A 15,220-nucleotide genomic window follows, 5' to 3' on the forward strand; every position below is an offset into this window, starting at 1 on the left:
GAATCATTCTCACTAGGAAATCTATTATGCGCATAGCATTATTAACCATAAGCGTGGCATGTTGTTTAGGCAGTACGGCGCTGAGTGCCGCAACCCTGGTTCATGCCGGCAAGCTGATCAATGTAGAAAGCGGAAAAGTATTAACTGAGCAAACCATTATTATCGACGGTGATAAAATTACTGCTGTTGAGGCGGGTTATCGCCAGCCGGCAGTGGACGATACCCTGATTGATCTGACACAACATACTGTGCTGCCGGGCTTAATGGACATGCATACTCACTTTTACACTCAGTTCAGCCCTACAGTTTACAGTGAAGGGCAACGGCTAAATGAAGCTGACTTCGCACTTCGTGGAGCAGTATTTGCTGAAAAAACCTTAATGGCGGGTTTTACCACTGTGCGTGAACTGGGTGACAGCTACCATATCAGTGTGGCGTTGCGAAAAGCTATCGGCCAGGGCTATGTTGATGGACCGAGAATATATGCTGCAGGTAAGTCTATTGCCACTACCGGTGGTCATGCCGATCCGACCAATGGTGTGGCTTTTAATCAAATGGGTGACCCTGGCCCGAAAGAGGGGGTCATTAATGGCCCTGACGATGCCCGCAAAGCAGTGCGTCAGCGATACAAAGAAGGGGCGGATCTGATTAAACTTACCGGTACCGGCGGCGTGCTAAGCGTTGCCAAAAGCGGAACAAATCCGCAGTTTACTGATGCTGAGTTTGCAGCGATAGTCGAAACAGCAAAAGATTATGAGATGAAAGTTGCGGTACATGCTCATGGCAAGGAAGGCATGGAGAGAGCCATCAAGGCTGGGGTTCATTCCATTGAGCATGGCACCTTTATGGATAAAGAGACCTTTGCCCTGATGCGTAAATATGGCACTTACTATGTGCCGACCATTAGTGCAGGTAAGTGGGCCGCGGAAAAAGCAGCGGTCAATGGGTTTTTCCCGGAGCTGGTGCGGCCCAAAGCAGCCAGTATTGGTAAGCTAATTCAGCAAACTTTCGGCGAAGCCTACAAAGCCGGAGTAAAAATTGCCTTTGGCACTGATGCCGGCGTATTTCCTCATGGTGAGAACTGGCGGGAATTTGTATATATGACCGAAGCGGGTATGCCGGCGATGGCTGCCATTCAGTCGGCAACTATCGAGGGCGCTAAATTACTGGGTCTGGAAACAGAGCTTGGTAGCATAAGTGCGGGCAAATTTGCTGACATTATTGCGATACCAGGCGACCCGATACAGGATATAAAGCTGATGGGAGACGTTAGCTTTGTTATGAAAGCCGGTAAAGTGTACAAGCAGTAATACCGGCAAAACTTCGCTATACAGGCGCAGGAACCGGGGTAAGTCAGCTGACTTATGCAGTTGGTGCAGCTGGCTTAAAGCGTTGAATCAGCTTGCTTGTGTCGGCCAGTATCTGCGCTGATAAGGCTTGTTCAGTTTGCAGGCGTTGTTTATCCTGTGCTGCTGTTTCCTGCTTACTTTGCTGCTTTCTGGCCTGATGGGTTGGCATGTCTTTCACCACCTGATACATCTGAAATATCCCCGGGTAATCTGTAGCCAGCGGCCCCTGCTGCTGTTCCGGTAACCGGTTTAGTAACACCCAAACCCGCAGCGCGCCTTCAGACAATTCACACTGACCTGCATCCACTGCCTTACAGATGGTATAAATACTCTGCTCAACATAATATTGGTTTTGTAATTGCTGATGCTGCTGTTTTTGCGCCAGCTCTGCTTGTTGCCTGTTCTGTTGCTGCACTAACCATAACAGTTTACCGGCGTAGAATGCCAGGCCAGCAATAATTATCAGAGCTAATACAACCAGAGCTGTTAACCAAACGCTTTGCATTAATCTTCATCACCTAAAATAGACTTACGCCAGTCAGTACGCTCGAACTGGGCTAGCGGATCGTCATCTTCGGCAGAATCAGCTTGTCCGGCCAGGCCAAGTTGTTCCAATAATTGCTCAAGCCTGGCGGTTTTGGTGTTGAAATATTTCGCCTCTTTACCGGTCAGCACTTCGTTATTTTCAACCCGCTCCAGCAATTGTTGTAACTGGGCGTCGTTTTCAATCATGGCTAGTTCTTCAGCGGCAGATAACCCTGGTACCGTCGCTTTCGTTAATCTGGCTTTAGGTAGCAGATCCGGTTTAATCTGTGGTGCTACCGGCGGCTCAGCGACCAGCGCTATTGGCTTTTTGCTGCCAGTGCGGGGATCTTTCGGACCGCTATGTCCCGCTTGCTGTTCAGCCTTATGCTCAACAATAGCGTTGCGGCTACCGGATTTTTTGCCCGCGCCTTTTTTCTTGGTTTCTTCTTTGGGCTGGCGTAGTTTGCGAGCTTCTGTTGCGGGCATATGGCGTTGTCCATTGTTGCCGGCACTACGACTTTTCTTTTGACGCGTCATAACAGGATACCTGTAAAAAAGGGCGCATATTTTAACCAGTTTTCTGCAGGATCACCACATCATTCGTCACAAAGTCGACAGACATTTTGTACTGAGCTGCCAGCCAGCGGAACGTTTCCTGATGAAAAAAACTGACATGGGTCGGATCGTTTTTGTAATGCCAGTGGCTAAAGGCGGTTAAGTCAGTATAACGTTTGGTCATAATTGCCAGTAAACCTGCTGGTCTTAGCAACCTTAGCCAGAGTTGCCATTCATACTGTGGATTAACAAAATGCTCAATGGCTTCACTGCAACAGATAAAGTCATATTGTTGCTGCAATGCCGCAGGATTATCAGCAAAGTACGGATCCCATATCTGCATGTGCTGGCCTGCTTCGGTCAGCATTTTCGCCAGTAACGGGCCAGGTCCGCAACCAAAGTCGAGACCGCTATGGCCAGTAGAGGTACCCGCGCTGGTTAAGCGGGTAAGTAATGGCTCGCTCAGTCGGCTAAGGAATTGGCGGTAACCGTCATCTTGCAAATCATTATTATGCAGCAGGTACTGGTTGTATTCGGCCTGACTGCTTAGCAGTTTAGTGCGATCGGCAAATACCAGAGCGCAAGCATGACATCTGAAGTAACAACGCTGTTTATCCTGATGATAAAGCGCCGGAGCAGCTTCCCGGCAAAGCGGGCAGTGAGTATTGGCAGGCATTGCTTTAATTAACCTCAATAAAACAGCCGGTCTTGGAAACACGATATTGTAAGAACAGGTTGTAAAAAACAAAAGGGCGATAAGATAGCCTTATCGCCCCGTATACTTGTGTCTAGGTGGACACTTCTCTCAATTTCGCTAAATCATCCTGATGCGTTTACAACGACCCTGTTAGTACAAGTTCCTTATATTGTTACTTATCTTCCATGTATAAAATTTTCTTCTTCACGACCATCCTGGTGCTTTATTACTCATCCGTGGGCGTTTTGCAACGCTATGCACCTTCCTGATGCCAAATATAATGTACCGATACCGGCACTTACTTCCTTGCCGCTTGCGCAGTTCCCTGTTGTTATATGTTACTAAACGTAACTGGCTTTAATTTACTCTGATCTGAGCAGATGACAAGTCTCTGCTGAAAAAAAATGCAATTTTATTAACTGTCTATTCAGTAAGTTGTTATAAATCAGCTAGTTAGTTTTTATGGGGGAATTAAGAAAAGTTCAATTTTTTTTAGAAATGGTCAGATTGCTTACAGCGTTGTCAGAAATGTCTTACAAAAGGGAATGGCTGACGGGGCCTGAACCCCATCAGCAGATGTAAATTTAGTGCAAGCCGCCTAAATACTGGGATAGCACTTCGATGTCTTCATCGGTTAATTTTCTGGCGATGTCACCCATCATGCCGTTCATATCGTTGGCACGGGTACCGGACCGGAACTCAAGCAAGGTTGCTTTCAGATAAGAGGCATGCTGGCTGGATATTTTAGGAAAACCCGCCAGACTGGTACCAACACCGCGTGGACCATGGCAGGCAATACATGCTGCTATACCGCGGGCTTCATCACCACCACGATATAACTGCTGACCACGGGCAATCACATCTTCCGGTGTCGTGCCGCTTTTCATCGTTTGAGAGGCAAAATAGGCGGCTAAATCTTTCATGTCCTGATCACTCAGGCTGGCAACCATGCCAAACATTATTGGGTTGTTTCGCCCTTCTTTACCGCCTGTTGTCATACCCAGCTTATAGTCAGTCAACTGTTTGTACAGGTACTCTGCATGCTGGCCGGCGATTTTAGGATAAATATCTACCATGCTGTTGCCGTCAGTACCGTGACAGGCTACACAGGTGGTCGATTTCGCTTTGCCTGCTTCAGCATCACCATCGATGGCATGAGCTGTACCGATTAAACTGATTAACAGCGTCAGTGGAAGTACGAGTTTTTTCATTTTATATCCGTCTCTGTCCGCATAAAACCGCCAGCAAACTGGCAACCAAGTGTGTTTATAAGAAATAGTGCTGCCATTTTGACACGAAACTGACCAAAGTAAAATCCCATCTGCGATGCAAAAGCTTCTTCCGATCAGCCAGATCCGTTACAATAGCCCAAATTTAACCGCCGGAGCAGGCAGTGTACAAAGCAAAATTCAATTATCAACAAGCTACTTTTTTAACCAGCGCACCGGATATTAAGGCGCTGCCGGCCGATACCGGTATTGAAGTTGCTTTTGCCGGCCGGTCTAATGCCGGTAAATCCAGTGCTTTAAATACGCTGACCCGGCAAAATAGTTTAGCCCGTACCAGTAAAACACCAGGTCGTACTCAGCTTATTAACACTTTTGTTTTCGCCGAAGACAAAAGACTGATTGATTTGCCCGGTTATGGCTTTGCTAAAGTGCCACTGGCAGTAAAAGAGAAATGGCAGAAATCGTTGTCGCAATATCTTGAGCAACGTCAGAGTTTGCAGGGACTGGTGGTGCTGATGGATATCCGTCATCCGCTGAAAGATTTAGATCAGCAGTTGGTGCACTGGGCAGTTCAGAGTGAGTTATCGGTTCTGATTCTGCTGACCAAAGCCGACAAGCTTGGCCCTGGTGCCCGCAAAAAAATATTGCTGGAAGTACGCGAGGCTGCCCTGGCATTTATGGGGGATGTGACGGTACATATGTTCAGTTCATTAACAAAAATAGGCATGACTGAATTTGAACAAACATTGGATAATTGGTTCAGCGGCAATCCGGCAGAGCAGGGGTAAATTAAACGACGGTAAAAAAAAACCGACACTGCAAAGTGTCGGTTATAGCAATCGGGGAGAAGCTAATAATTTAAATCAACAGGGTGTCTTATCGCTAAGACAGCGTCATTATACAACAAATCTCACCTGTTTGAAGTATTTACTCTAAAAAATATTGCTTAATTTCATTTTTAACAAGAAAAGATGTGGTGTGCTGGCAGCTACAGATAAAAAAACGCCCCGCTGCAATGCAGCGGGGCGGCTAAATAAGCCTACTTTCTATTGCCTGCCTGATTGGCGTGGCGCTGAAAGATAGAACATCTTACCTCTGTACCCTACCCGACAAATTTTAACCAGTTAGCTTACAATTGCAAGTTTTTTATGTAATAAAACTACAAAAAAAATCAAAAAACTCTTTTGAAAGTGAATTAATGTAATTTAATTACCATGCTAGCTGGCCGGTTAAACCCGTTAGTGTGCCTGATCCCAGTTATCGCCGCTGCCTGCTTCAGCCAGCAGCGGCACCGCTAATTTAGCAGCGTTTTCCATAATGCTGACCAACTTAGTTTGCACTGCAGTTAACTCAGCGGTGGGAAGTTCAAAAACCAGTTCATCGTGTACTTGCATGATCATTTTAACGTCATCGTTTTGCTGACTGCTCAGCCAGTCGTCTACTTTGATCATCGCCATTTTGATAATGTCTGCCGCAGTTCCCTGCATCGGCGCGTTAATTGCTGCACGTTCAGCGGCTTTTTGCCGGCCCATATTACGGGCGTTAATATCCGGCAAATACAACCGGCGACCGAACAGGGTTTCGACATAGCCCAGTTCATGAGCCTGTTTGCGGGTATCTTCCATATAACGCAGCACGCCTGGAAAGCGCTCAAAGTAACGGTTAACGTAACTTTGGGCATCGCTGCGGCTGATGCCCAGTTGTTTGGCAAGGCCAAAGGCTGACATGCCATAAATCAGACCAAAATTCACTGCTTTCGCCTGGCGCCGTTGCTCGCTGCTGACGTCACTGAGATCAACGCCAAACACTTCAGCGGCCGTGGCTTTGTGCACATCTAAACCTTTGGCAAAAGCATCGAGTAGCGCTTTATCACCGGATAAATGCGCCATTATCCTTAATTCAATTTGTGAATAGTCGATGGCCAGAATTTTTTTGCCTTCAGGCGCGATAAAAGCCTGGCGAATGCGCCGGCCTTCCTCACTGCGAATCGGTATATTTTGCAGATTTGGCTCAGTTGAGCTGAGTCGGCCGGTTGCAGCAATCGCCTGATGATAAGAGGTATGTACCCGGCCGGTAACCGGGTTAATTACTTTCGGTAGTTTATCGGTATAGGTCGATTTTAATTTGCTTAAACCGCGATGCTCAGTAATAAGTTTCGGGAAGTCGTACTCCAGTGCCAGTTCGGCCAGCACTTCTTCAGCTGTAGATGGGGTGCCGCCTGGCGTTTTCTTCAGAACGGGCAGGCCCATCTGGTTAAACAGAATCTCCTGTAACTGCTTGGGTGAAGCCATATTAAACGTCTGGCCTGCCTGCTGATAAGCCTGTTCAGCCAGTTCATCAATCCGCTTTGCCAGCCGCTGACTCTGCTGCCCAAGTATATTGCTGTCGATTAGTACCCCATTTCGTTCAATTTTGCTTAATACCGAAAGCAACGGCACTTCAATCTCGTGAAGTACTCTGGCCAGCCCGGGCTCAGCCGCTATTTTTGGCCATAGTGTCTGGTGCAGCTGGAAAGTAACATCGGCATCTTCCGCCGCATACGGCGCAGCCTGCTCCAGCGCTATCTGATTAAAGCTGAGTTGTTTGGCACCTTTACCGGCGATTTCTTCAAAACTGATGTTGTTGTGGCCCAGATATTTCAGGGCCAGGCTGTCCATATCATGGCGGCTGGCAACAGAATTAAAGACATAGGATTCCAGCATAGTGTCGAATTGGATGCCTTGCAGTTTTATGTCGTAGCGGGCCAGAACGCTGCTGTCGTATTTCAGATTCTGGCCAACTTTCGCTTTGCTGCTGTCCTGCAACCAGGGTTTCAGCGTTGCCAGCACTTTATCACGGTTCAATTGCTCTGGCGCACCAACATAATCGTGGGCTAACGGTAAATACCAGGCTTTGCCCGGCGCGACTGCGAATGACATACCAACCAGTTCTGCCTGCATATAATCCAGACTGGTTGTTTCGGTATCAAATGCCGTTAAGCTGGCACTGTTTATCGCATTCAGTAAGCTTTCGAATTCCTGCTGGCTCAGAATGGTCTGATACTGGCTGCGATCCAAAGTCGGTGGCACAGTGACAGCACCCGCTGATTCAGAGGCTGCGCTTTGAACCGCTGTCTGAGATGGACTGTCAGAGTTCTGTTGCTCTGGTGCTTTATCCTGCAGAATCTCTGCCAGCCAGCGTTTGAACTCACAGTGACGGTATAACTCAGCCAGTTGCTGGCGGTCTGCTGGCTTTATCGCCAGCTCATCGAGCTGACAGTCCAGTTCTACATCGGTTTTAATGGTTGCCAGCTGATATGACAAATCCAGTTGTGCTTTATGTTCAGTGAGTTTAGCTGCCATGGTTTTGGCACCGCGAAAACTGAGCTCAGCCACTTTATCCAGATTCTGATAAATGTTTTCAATTGAGCCCAGCCCCTGTAGCAGGGCTGCAGCCGTTTTATCGCCCACCCCAGGCAAGCCCGGAATATTGTCGACTTTATCACCCATCAGTGCCAGATAATCAATGATTGCCGCTGGCCCTACCCCGAATTTAGCCACCACCGATTCGGGATCAAGCAGGGTATTGGTCATGGTGTTTATCAGGGTAACGTGGTCATCAACCAGCTGGGCCATATCTTTATCGCCGGTCGAAATCAGGGTATGCCGTCCGGCATTACTGGCCTGTCGGGCCAGGGTGCCAATGACATCATCGGCTTCCACTCCTGTTATACATAGCAGTGGCAAACCCATTGCCCGCACTATCTGATGAATAGGTTCAATCTGGCTACGTAAATCATCCGGCATCGGCGGACGGTGTGCTTTATATTCGGCGTACATGTCGTTGCGAAAGGTCGGCCCCTTGGCATCAAATACCACTGCCATGTGGCTGGGGTTGTACTGACGTAACAGGCTTTTCAGCATGTTGATTACCCCGTAAATCGCACCGGTGGCTTCTCCCCGTGAGTTGGTTAAATGTGGTGGCGAATGATAAGCACGAAATAGGTAAGAAGAACCATCTACTAATATCAAAGGGTTTTTAGGGATATAGACCATGGCTAAGCTGTCCTGCAGGAATTTGCTATAGCATGCCACAGCCGTCGGATGACAGCCACAATTGCAACACGGCTAAAGTGTAGCTGTGAAACGGATAAGCTGTGGATAACTTTGTGTAAAACTAATAGTTAACTACCACGCATTTAAAGAAATGATGGGTGGGCCACTTAGCTAACTTCATGATTTTTAATGTAAACGAGGGGAAATCGTGAACGCCCTTGTTATTATTATTTTTACATCCGTTTTGTGGAAAAACTTTCTACAGGGTCTGGGAATGTTGCGATACCTGATCATTCCCTGACTGAGTAGGTCGATTAGACTACCACAAACCGGACTGAAGCATAGTAGTTGTTTTAAATAATTTTGCTATTAAAAGTGGCTTGTTAAAGAAGCTAAAAGCATAAAGCAGTCAAGGTAAGGCTTGGCAGCTGGTTAAGTATAAAACTTGCTATTGTTCGCGCTGAATTTTGTGACCGTACAATACCGCTAACAGAGTTGGTGAATAAAACAGCAGTTCAGTTTGGTATTACAGTCTTTTAATTGCGTCAGCTTGCAGGCTATAATGCCAGCAATGTCATATTGCCTATAGCTACGGGAAACTTTTGATGAAAAAACTAACTTTTGCGCTGGCGTCGTTACTGCTTGCGGTTGGCGCTACAGCCAGTACAGACAACAACGAAGAATTAGCTAAGCGCATAGCGCCGGTAGGGCAGATATACATTGCTGGCCAGCAAGCTGAGGTTGCTGCCGAGGCGTCTGGTCCTCGTTCTGGCGAGCAGGTTTATCAGGGCGCCTGTATTGCTTGTCATGGCACGGGCGCACTGGATGCACCGAAGCCCGGTGCAGAAAGCTGGAAACCACGAATTGCTCAGGGCTTTGACGTGATGCTGAAACACTCTATTGAAGGCTTTAATAATATGCCGGCAATGGGTACCTGCGCTACTTGTAGTGAAGATGAAATTGCTGCTGCTATCCGGTTTATGATTGATGGCGTGTAGCGAATACTAATATTAGTTATACAAAAGCCGTGTTTTACACGGCTTTTGTTTTTATAAAAGGCACTAAAAATAGCTTGTTTAACGGCATTCCCTTCCATGTGGCGAAACTTTGTGCATAATAAAGATTATTCTAACGCCAGCATAAGCAGAGCACATTTAAGTTGAAGCTAAACGGATCACAACTCCAACTGTTTAAAGCCAAAGCACGCCGGCTTACCACCCTGATCGGTCGTTACCGGCAGGCGTATACCATTCAGGGCGCCTTACTAAAGTTGTCTGAACTGGCCAGCACCATCAGTGATATGCGGGAGTTTTACCCGGCTATCCACAAGATGGTGTCAGAGTTACTGCATGCTGAAAATTTTTATGTAGTGTTATACGACGCCAGTACAGAGCAGTACCAGCTGCAATATTTTTCAGATGAGAAAGATCAGCAACTTATTAAACAAGTACCGTCGACGGCATTTTCCAGCGGTCTTACCGGCTATGTAACGAAGACGGGTAAGCCATTGCTTTGTGACAAAGAGCAGTTTAATGCCATGATTGCCAGGGGGGACATTCAGGCGCAGGGTTCAGAATGTACCCATTGGATGGGCATACCGCTGTGGCGGGATTCCCAGTTAATTGGCGTGATGGCTATTCAGACTTACGACAGCGATTATCGCTATGGCGATGAAGAGCTGGCAATGTTCCTCAGTATTGGTGGCCATACTGTTACTGCACTGGACCGGGTCAAAAGCCGTGAGTTACTTGAACTGACGGTGCAGGAGCGTACCCAGCAGCTGCAACTAATTAATCAATCGTTACAAAAAGAGATTAAAGAGCGTACCAATGCCGAGCGGCTACAGGCTGCCTTGTATGAAATATCTGAGCTGACCGCTAGTAGCCGTGATATGCAAAGCTTTTATAAAGCGGTGCACAAGGTGCTGTCGGGCCTGATGTCTGCCGATAACTGTTATATCGCGCTGCTTAATAGCGATCAGACCAAGCTGACGTTTCCATTTTATCTGGACCAGTATTCACCACCTGCGCGGGAGCGGCCTATCAGTCGTGGCTTTACTGAGTACGTAATTCGTTGCGCTGAAGCGCGGTTAATTAACACCGATGCTGCCGAGCAACTGGCAGCAGAGGGTGAAATCCGCCGAGGTATGGCTGACCCGCTGCAACGCGCGCGATTGTCTTCATGCTGGCTGGGCGCGCCGTTGCTGATAGACCAGCGGGTGATCGGCGTCATTGCGGTGCAATCATATGATAATGCCTACGAATACACCGAGCAGGAACTGAGTATATTACGTTTTGTTTCCCAGCATATTGGAGTCGCTATCCAGCGTAAGCTGGCGGCAGAGAAGCAAAAGCAGCATCAGGAAGAACTGGAACGTAAAGTGTTTGAAAGCACCCGCGAGCTGCGTCAGACCAACTTATTCCTGCGGTTACAGGTAGAAGAACGAAAAAAAGCCGAACAAAAGCTATTTTACGAAGCAAACCATGATTTATTAACCGGCCTGGCCAACAGGCAGATGTTTCTGGAGCAGCTGAAACGCCAGTTTGCTATTTACAAACGTCAGCCAGATGTTGGTATGGCCTTGCTGTTTCTGGATTTAGACCGCTTTAAACTGATTAACGATACGCTGGGTCATCATATTGGCGATGCATTTCTGATTGAAACCAGCAAACGGATCTTAAGTGCGGTACGGGAGCACGACTTAGCTGCCCGGCTTGGCGGCGATGAATTTGTAGTACTGCTGCAGAACCTGCAGGGTGAGCACGACGCAGAAGATGTGGCTCAGCGGATTATTGAAAAGGTACGTGAGCCTTATTACCTTGAAGGGCAACAGGTAAATTCCGGTGTCAGCATTGGTATTGCTTTAATGCAAGCCGATTACAGTAATGGCGAGCAATTGTTGCGGGATGCCGATGCTGCTATGTACCATGCCAAGGCGCTGGGGCGTGGTCGTTATGCCATCTTCCAGGACAAAATGCGCGACCAGATGCTGCGGGCGCTCGGCGCCGAGTAAGGTTTGTCAGTCTTTTTTCAGCATCTGGCGCAGCCGCTCCAGGTGGGCCTGACCGGTTTGCTGACGTTGCTGCTCAGTTTTCGGTGGTGCCGCCTGTTGCCACTCCAGATCGTCCTGTGGTAATTCATGTAAGAAACGACTGGGTTCCGGCCTGATTACCTCACCATATTGCCGCCGCTCCCGCGCATAAGTGAAAATCAGTTCACGCTGGGCCCGGGTTACCCCAACATAGGCCAGCCGCCGTTCTTCTTCGACGTTATCTTCATCGATACTGCTTTGATGCGGTAATAAACCTTCTTCCATGCCCACCATAAACACATACGGAAACTCTAGGCCTTTCGAGGCATGCAGGGTTAACAGCTGCACCTGATCGGCATTATCTTCCTGTTGCTGCCGCTCCATCATATCGCGCAGGGTTAACCGGGTTACCACCTCTGGCAAGGTCATGGCTTCATGTTCGTCATCACCTTCCAGCATAGTGCTGATCCAGCGGTACAGTTCGTTAACGTTTTTCAGGGCCATTTCTGCGGCTTTCGGGCTGTTACTGGTTTCAAACAACCAGGCTTCATAGTGGCTCTGCCGGATTAAATCGCGCACTGCTTCAGCCGGATCGGCCCGTTTGGCGTTATCGGCTACCTGATTAATCCAGTTGGCAAATTGCTGCACCGCTTGCTGGGCCCGGGCTGATAAGTGCATGGATAATTCAATATCACAGCAGGCTTCAAACAAACTGATATTTTTACTGTTGGCCAGATTGCCAACCTGCTGCAAGGTTGCAGCACCTATTTCCCGCCGTGGCACATTAATAATCCGCAGCAACGCGTTGTCATCATCCTGGTTAACCAGTAACCGCAAGTAAGCCATGACATCTTTAATTTCGCTGCGGGCAAAAAACGAGGTGCCACCGGATATTTTGTACGGAATGCGGTTGGTCATCAGTGCCTTTTCAAATACCCGTGCCTGATGATTACCGCGATACAGCAAGGCGTAATCACGATATTCGCTGCGGTTGATAAAGCGATGTGAAATTATTTCCGCTACCACTTTTTCGGCTTCGTCTTCTTCATGCTTGCAGGGCAGCACTCTGAGTGGCACGCCATAGGTGTTCTGGCTGAACAGCTTTTTCTCAAATTCATGCGGGTTGTTGGCAATCAGAATATTGGCTGCTTTTAAAATCCGCTCTGCCGAGCGGTAATTCTGCTCCAGCTTAATCACATTTAAATTTGGAAAGTCGGTTTTCAGCAGCACCAGATTTTGCGGGCGCGCTCCGCGCCACGAGTAAATTGACTGATCATCGTCGCCGACCACGGTAAAACGCTGCCGCTCACCCACCAGTGCCTTAACCAGTTCATACTGGCTGGTATTGGTATCCTGATATTCATCGACCAGTAAATACTGAATTTTCTGCTGCCATTTTTGCCGCACCTCATTGTTGTGCTGGAACAACAAGGTTGGGATCAGGATTAAATCGTCAAAATCCAGCGCGTTATAGGCTTTTAACTGATCGCTGTACTGCTGATAATAATTGGCAAAATTAATGCTTTGCGGATCGCTTGCCCGCTGAATAGCCAGCGCCGGCAAAGTTAAATCATTTTTCCAGCCTGATATCTTATTTTGCAGGGCTTTTAATAAGTCTTTGTCGCCCTGAAACTCATTGGCGGTCAGCTCTTTTAACAGCGCCATACTGTCCTGATCGTCAAACAGGCTGAAGCTGGGCTTGTAGCCAATATGCCGGTACTCTTTCTTAATAATTTCCAGGCCAAGGGTGTGAAAAGTAGAAATTGTCAGGCCGCGGGTGGCAGTTTTCGGCAGCTGCGCCTGAATACGCTCACGCATTTCCCGCGCGGCTTTGTTGGTAAAGGTAACAGCGGCGATATGACGGGCAGGTAGCTGACACTGCTGAATTAAGTAGGCAATTTTATTGATAATAACCCGGGTTTTACCACTGCCCGCGCCGGCCAGCACCAGACAGGGGCCGGCAATATACGTTACTGCGGCATTTTGTTGCGAATTTAACTGCATAACCTATACCTTATTCCGGGGCCGGCATTGTAACCAAATTTAGCGGTAAATAGCATTCGCGTTCTGAATTTATCTCCGTAGAATAGCTGTATGATTACGTAGAACCGGGGACCAGGAGACGATTATGTTAGATCCAAAGAAAATTGAAGATATCGCCAAACAAATTGGCAATGCCCTGCCACCGCAAATAAAGCAGTTTGCTGATGATACTGAGGCCAAAGTAAAGCAGGTATTGCAGCAAAAGCTGGCTAACCTGGATTTTGTCAGCCGGGAAGAGTTTGATGTGCAGCGCCAGGTTTTATTACGGACCCGCGAAAAAGTTGAGCAACTGGAACAGCAGGTTGCTGCGCTCTTGGCTAAAAACGTTACGACTGACTCACAAACTGATCTGCCGACAGCCGATCAGCAGTAATGAAGGATACCCGGCAATGTGGGTTGCCATAATGCCGGGCAATAAGTTAGCCGCGTTATTAATCAGATTGGCAAGTTAAATAACAGAGCCTCACTATCTGCTGTAGCCAATAACTGCAGGGCGGATTGACCACTGACCATCAGGCCATCGCCAGGATTAACAGTATAATTATCGACAGTTAATTTGCCGCTGATTAAATGCAGATAAAGTTTGCGCCCTGCTGCCGGGTAGTTAAGTTGCTCGTCAGCACTGAGGCTTAACCGCAGTAAATGCGCTTGCTGTTTCAGTACTAAGCTGCCTTCTCGCCCATCCGGTGAGGCTATTAGGGTTAAACCGGGCTCACTAGCGAAATGCTTTTGCTGATAGCCCGGTGCGCCACCCTGCCTGTCTGGCATGATCCAGATTTGCAGAAAACGCAGATCTTCTGTCTGGCTGGCGTTATATTCAGAGTGATACACACCGCTGCCGGCGCTCATTAGCTGAAACTCACCAGCCGGCAGGATTTTTTCGTTGCCGGCGGAATCTTTATGAACGATAGCACCTTGCAGCACCAGGGTAATAATTTCCATATCGCGGTGGCCGTGGGTATCAAAGCCAGCGCCGGGGGCCACCCAGTCATCGTTAATAACTCTTAGCGCAGAAAAACCCATATGTGCCGGGTCATAATAACTGCCAAAAGAAAAGCTGTGACGGCTTTTCAACCAGCCAAATTCAGCTTTGCCGCGCTCTTCAGCCTTGCGTAGGGTAATCATCTGGTTCTCCTTATTACTAAACAATGCAGCTACTTATTGCGGTGTAAATGCAAGGTAGCCGGCATACTGACGTAACAGCAGCAGGGATGCTGCGCAGGCTGAAGGGGCACATGGATGTGATCCTTGAAGCCGGTGAAGTCAGTGTGTCGGCTGCCTTGTATGCCGGGATAAAAAGCAATCAGCTATTTTAGTTTGCTGGACAGTAGTTTATCTGCCGACAGATTACCTGCTCCGCTAAACAACAGCGAAACACTGGCTGCTAACAGCGCCAAACCAAACTCGTAACCGTTATTCGCCATAAACAAACCATTTTCAAAATGTACCGCAAAAATGGCGACCAGCATGGCTACTGACAAGGCTGCTGCGGCCGGCCGGGTTAACAAGCCAATAATTAACGCCAGGCCGCCAAAAAACTCAGCCGCACCGGCTAACAATGCCATCAGCATGCCCGGGCTTAAGCCTATGCTGTCCATCCAGCCGGCTGTGCCTTCAAGGCCGTAGCCACCAAACCAGCCAAATAGTTTCTGGGCACCATGCGCCGCAAAAATAATGCCGACCGGCACCCGTAAGGCCAGCGCCGACCAGCCCGCATCAGTAGAAGTTAGTTTATTAATTAATGTTTTCATAAGTCA

The 15,220-nt window shown here is 48.1% G+C and carries 13 protein-coding genes; 5 read left to right on the forward strand and 8 right to left on the reverse strand.

The window, feature by feature from the left end; genetic code table 11:
* Nucleotides 1–26: 26 nt before the first annotated feature.
* Nucleotides 27–1,310, forward strand: a complete 1,284-nt coding sequence (locus KQY15_RS14925) for a metal-dependent hydrolase family protein (RefSeq protein ID WP_217670553.1) — start codon at nt 27–29, stop codon at nt 1,308–1,310.
* A gap of 52 nt (nt 1,311–1,362) precedes the next feature.
* On the opposite strand, the gene KQY15_RS14930 is transcribed toward KQY15_RS14925, so the two are convergent.
* From KQY15_RS14930 to KQY15_RS14945, 4 genes are all read right to left on the reverse strand, one after another.
* Complete coding sequence (locus tag KQY15_RS14930) at nt 1,363–1,854, reverse strand: DUF2489 domain-containing protein (RefSeq protein ID WP_217670555.1); 492 nt, start codon at nt 1,852–1,854, stop codon at nt 1,363–1,365.
* On the reverse strand, nt 1,854–2,411 hold the full coding sequence (gene yihI, locus KQY15_RS14935; RefSeq protein ID WP_217670557.1) for a Der GTPase-activating protein YihI: 558 nt from the start codon (nt 2,409–2,411) through the stop codon (nt 1,854–1,856). Before yihI ends, KQY15_RS14930 begins: the two co-directional genes overlap by 1 nt.
* Before the next feature lie 31 nt (nt 2,412–2,442).
* Nucleotides 2,443–3,105, reverse strand: coding sequence for a class I SAM-dependent methyltransferase (locus tag KQY15_RS14940; RefSeq protein ID WP_217670559.1), 663 nt, complete (start codon nt 3,103–3,105; stop codon nt 2,443–2,445).
* A 605-nt stretch (nt 3,106–3,710) separates the two neighbouring features.
* Entirely contained in the window at nt 3,711–4,337 is a 627-nt protein-coding gene (locus KQY15_RS14945) for a c-type cytochrome (RefSeq protein WP_217670561.1), read from the reverse strand.
* 182 nt (nt 4,338–4,519) lie between these two features.
* Here KQY15_RS14945 and yihA point away from each other — a divergent pair, with 182 nt between their 5' ends.
* Nucleotides 4,520–5,143, forward strand: a complete 624-nt coding sequence (gene yihA, locus KQY15_RS14950) for a ribosome biogenesis GTP-binding protein YihA/YsxC (protein ID WP_217670563.1) — start codon at nt 4,520–4,522, stop codon at nt 5,141–5,143.
* Between the two features lie 450 nt (nt 5,144–5,593).
* Here yihA and polA read toward each other — a convergent pair whose 3' ends face one another.
* The gene (gene polA / locus KQY15_RS14955) at nt 5,594–8,389 is read right to left on the reverse strand and encodes a DNA polymerase I (protein ID WP_217670565.1); all 2,796 of its coding nucleotides are present in this window, start codon (nt 8,387–8,389) and stop codon (nt 5,594–5,596) included.
* A gap of 605 nt (nt 8,390–8,994) precedes the next feature.
* On the opposite strand from polA, the gene KQY15_RS14960 reads away from it, so the two are divergent.
* Together KQY15_RS14960 and KQY15_RS14965 are read left to right on the forward strand one after the other, a co-directional pair.
* Nucleotides 8,995–9,387: a c-type cytochrome gene (locus tag KQY15_RS14960; RefSeq protein WP_217670567.1), complete on the forward strand. Its 393-nt coding sequence runs from the start codon at nt 8,995–8,997 to the stop codon at nt 9,385–9,387.
* A 161-nt stretch (nt 9,388–9,548) separates the two neighbouring features.
* Nucleotides 9,549–11,402: a sensor domain-containing diguanylate cyclase gene (locus KQY15_RS14965; RefSeq protein ID WP_217670569.1), complete on the forward strand. Its 1,854-nt coding sequence runs from the start codon at nt 9,549–9,551 to the stop codon at nt 11,400–11,402.
* Nucleotides 11,403–11,408: 6 nt separating this feature from the next.
* On the opposite strand, the gene rep is transcribed toward KQY15_RS14965, so the two are convergent.
* On the reverse strand, nt 11,409–13,424 hold the full coding sequence (gene rep / locus KQY15_RS14970) for a DNA helicase Rep (protein WP_217670571.1): 2,016 nt from the start codon (nt 13,422–13,424) through the stop codon (nt 11,409–11,411).
* 124 nt (nt 13,425–13,548) lie between these two features.
* Between rep and ubiK the strand changes: the two genes are divergently transcribed.
* Nucleotides 13,549–13,836: a ubiquinone biosynthesis accessory factor UbiK gene (gene ubiK, locus KQY15_RS14975; protein ID WP_217670573.1), complete on the forward strand. Its 288-nt coding sequence runs from the start codon at nt 13,549–13,551 to the stop codon at nt 13,834–13,836.
* Between the two features lie 62 nt (nt 13,837–13,898).
* On the opposite strand, the gene KQY15_RS14980 is transcribed toward ubiK, so the two are convergent.
* The gene (locus tag KQY15_RS14980) at nt 13,899–14,588 is read right to left on the reverse strand and encodes a pirin family protein (RefSeq protein WP_217670575.1); all 690 of its coding nucleotides are present in this window, start codon (nt 14,586–14,588) and stop codon (nt 13,899–13,901) included.
* A gap of 182 nt (nt 14,589–14,770) precedes the next feature.
* Nucleotides 14,771–15,214 (reverse strand): DoxX family protein, encoded by a 444-nt coding sequence (locus KQY15_RS14985; protein WP_217670578.1) that lies wholly within the window; start codon nt 15,212–15,214, stop codon nt 14,771–14,773.
* Nucleotides 15,215–15,220 lie beyond the last annotated feature (6 nt).

Source organism: Arsukibacterium indicum (genome assembly GCF_019100565.1).
Taxonomy (GTDB): domain Bacteria; phylum Pseudomonadota; class Gammaproteobacteria; order Enterobacterales; family Alteromonadaceae; genus Alishewanella; species Alishewanella indicum.